This window comes from Vibrio sp. 811 (assembly GCF_033339195.1).
Genome location: NZ_JAWOUB010000250.1, coordinates 1 through 820 on the forward strand (window position 1 = coordinate 1; position 820 = coordinate 820).

The following is an 820-nucleotide window of genomic DNA, read 5'->3' on the forward strand; positions in this document are numbered from 1 at the left end:
AGCGGTGAGTTGCTGTTGTTGGGTGCGTGACATCCCAGAACACAAACTTCTCAGCACCAGACGCTGCACACTCAGAGCGCAATGCGTGGGTGTACATGTAATCGACAGACGATGAGCGGTTGATGTCCAAACAAGGATCACTCGCGTTCACGAAACCGTGCTCTTCTGGCGCAGAAGTTAGCGTCTCGAACAAGGCGTGAGTATCAAACAACGTGATGTTGTAACCTTGCGCTTTGTAGTACATCGCTTGTGCCTTGATGAACTCGTTCATCTCAAGCACTTTCGCACGAATTTTGTCGATCTCTTCTTGTGTTGAGTACTTAAACTGAGGCGCTTTCGTCGCGTCTGGCAGTGTCATCAACATGAAGTTCTTCGCACCTGCGTCCGTCAAACGAATCAGTGCTTCTGCATAATCTGCTTTCACTTCTGGAACGCCACGGTTGTAGTTCATGAAGTCATTCAAACCAAACTCAAGCGTAAACAAGGTGTTTGCTGGTTTGTAGTTCTTCGCCAGTTTTGCGTAGGTTAAGTACGAAGAAACTTGATCACCAACCCCTGTTAGCGCGATGTATTGGTTCTCACCAGCCGCGCCGCCAACTGCCCAGTTGTAGAGCGGAAGGTTCTTCGCTTTGGCAATGTATTCTGTCCACACAAAACCGTTGGAGAAGTGACCTAAGAACCAGCTGTTCGGGTTAGGGAAGCGCCATTGTGATGCGTTAAAGATGTTGCCTGTATCAGACAAGCTGTCACCGAGTGCAACCACTTTGTTGATTTGATCTGGCTGCATTGCTGCGTCGTTGCTCCAGATCGTGTGGTTGTA

General features: G+C 48.9%; 1 protein-coding gene. It reads right to left on the bottom strand.

Annotated elements, in window-relative coordinates:
* Positions 1-820, bottom strand: an 820-nt coding sequence (locus R7Q46_RS26160; protein ID WP_318078081.1) for a type 2 secretion system lipase, incomplete at both ends; no start/stop codon positions are given.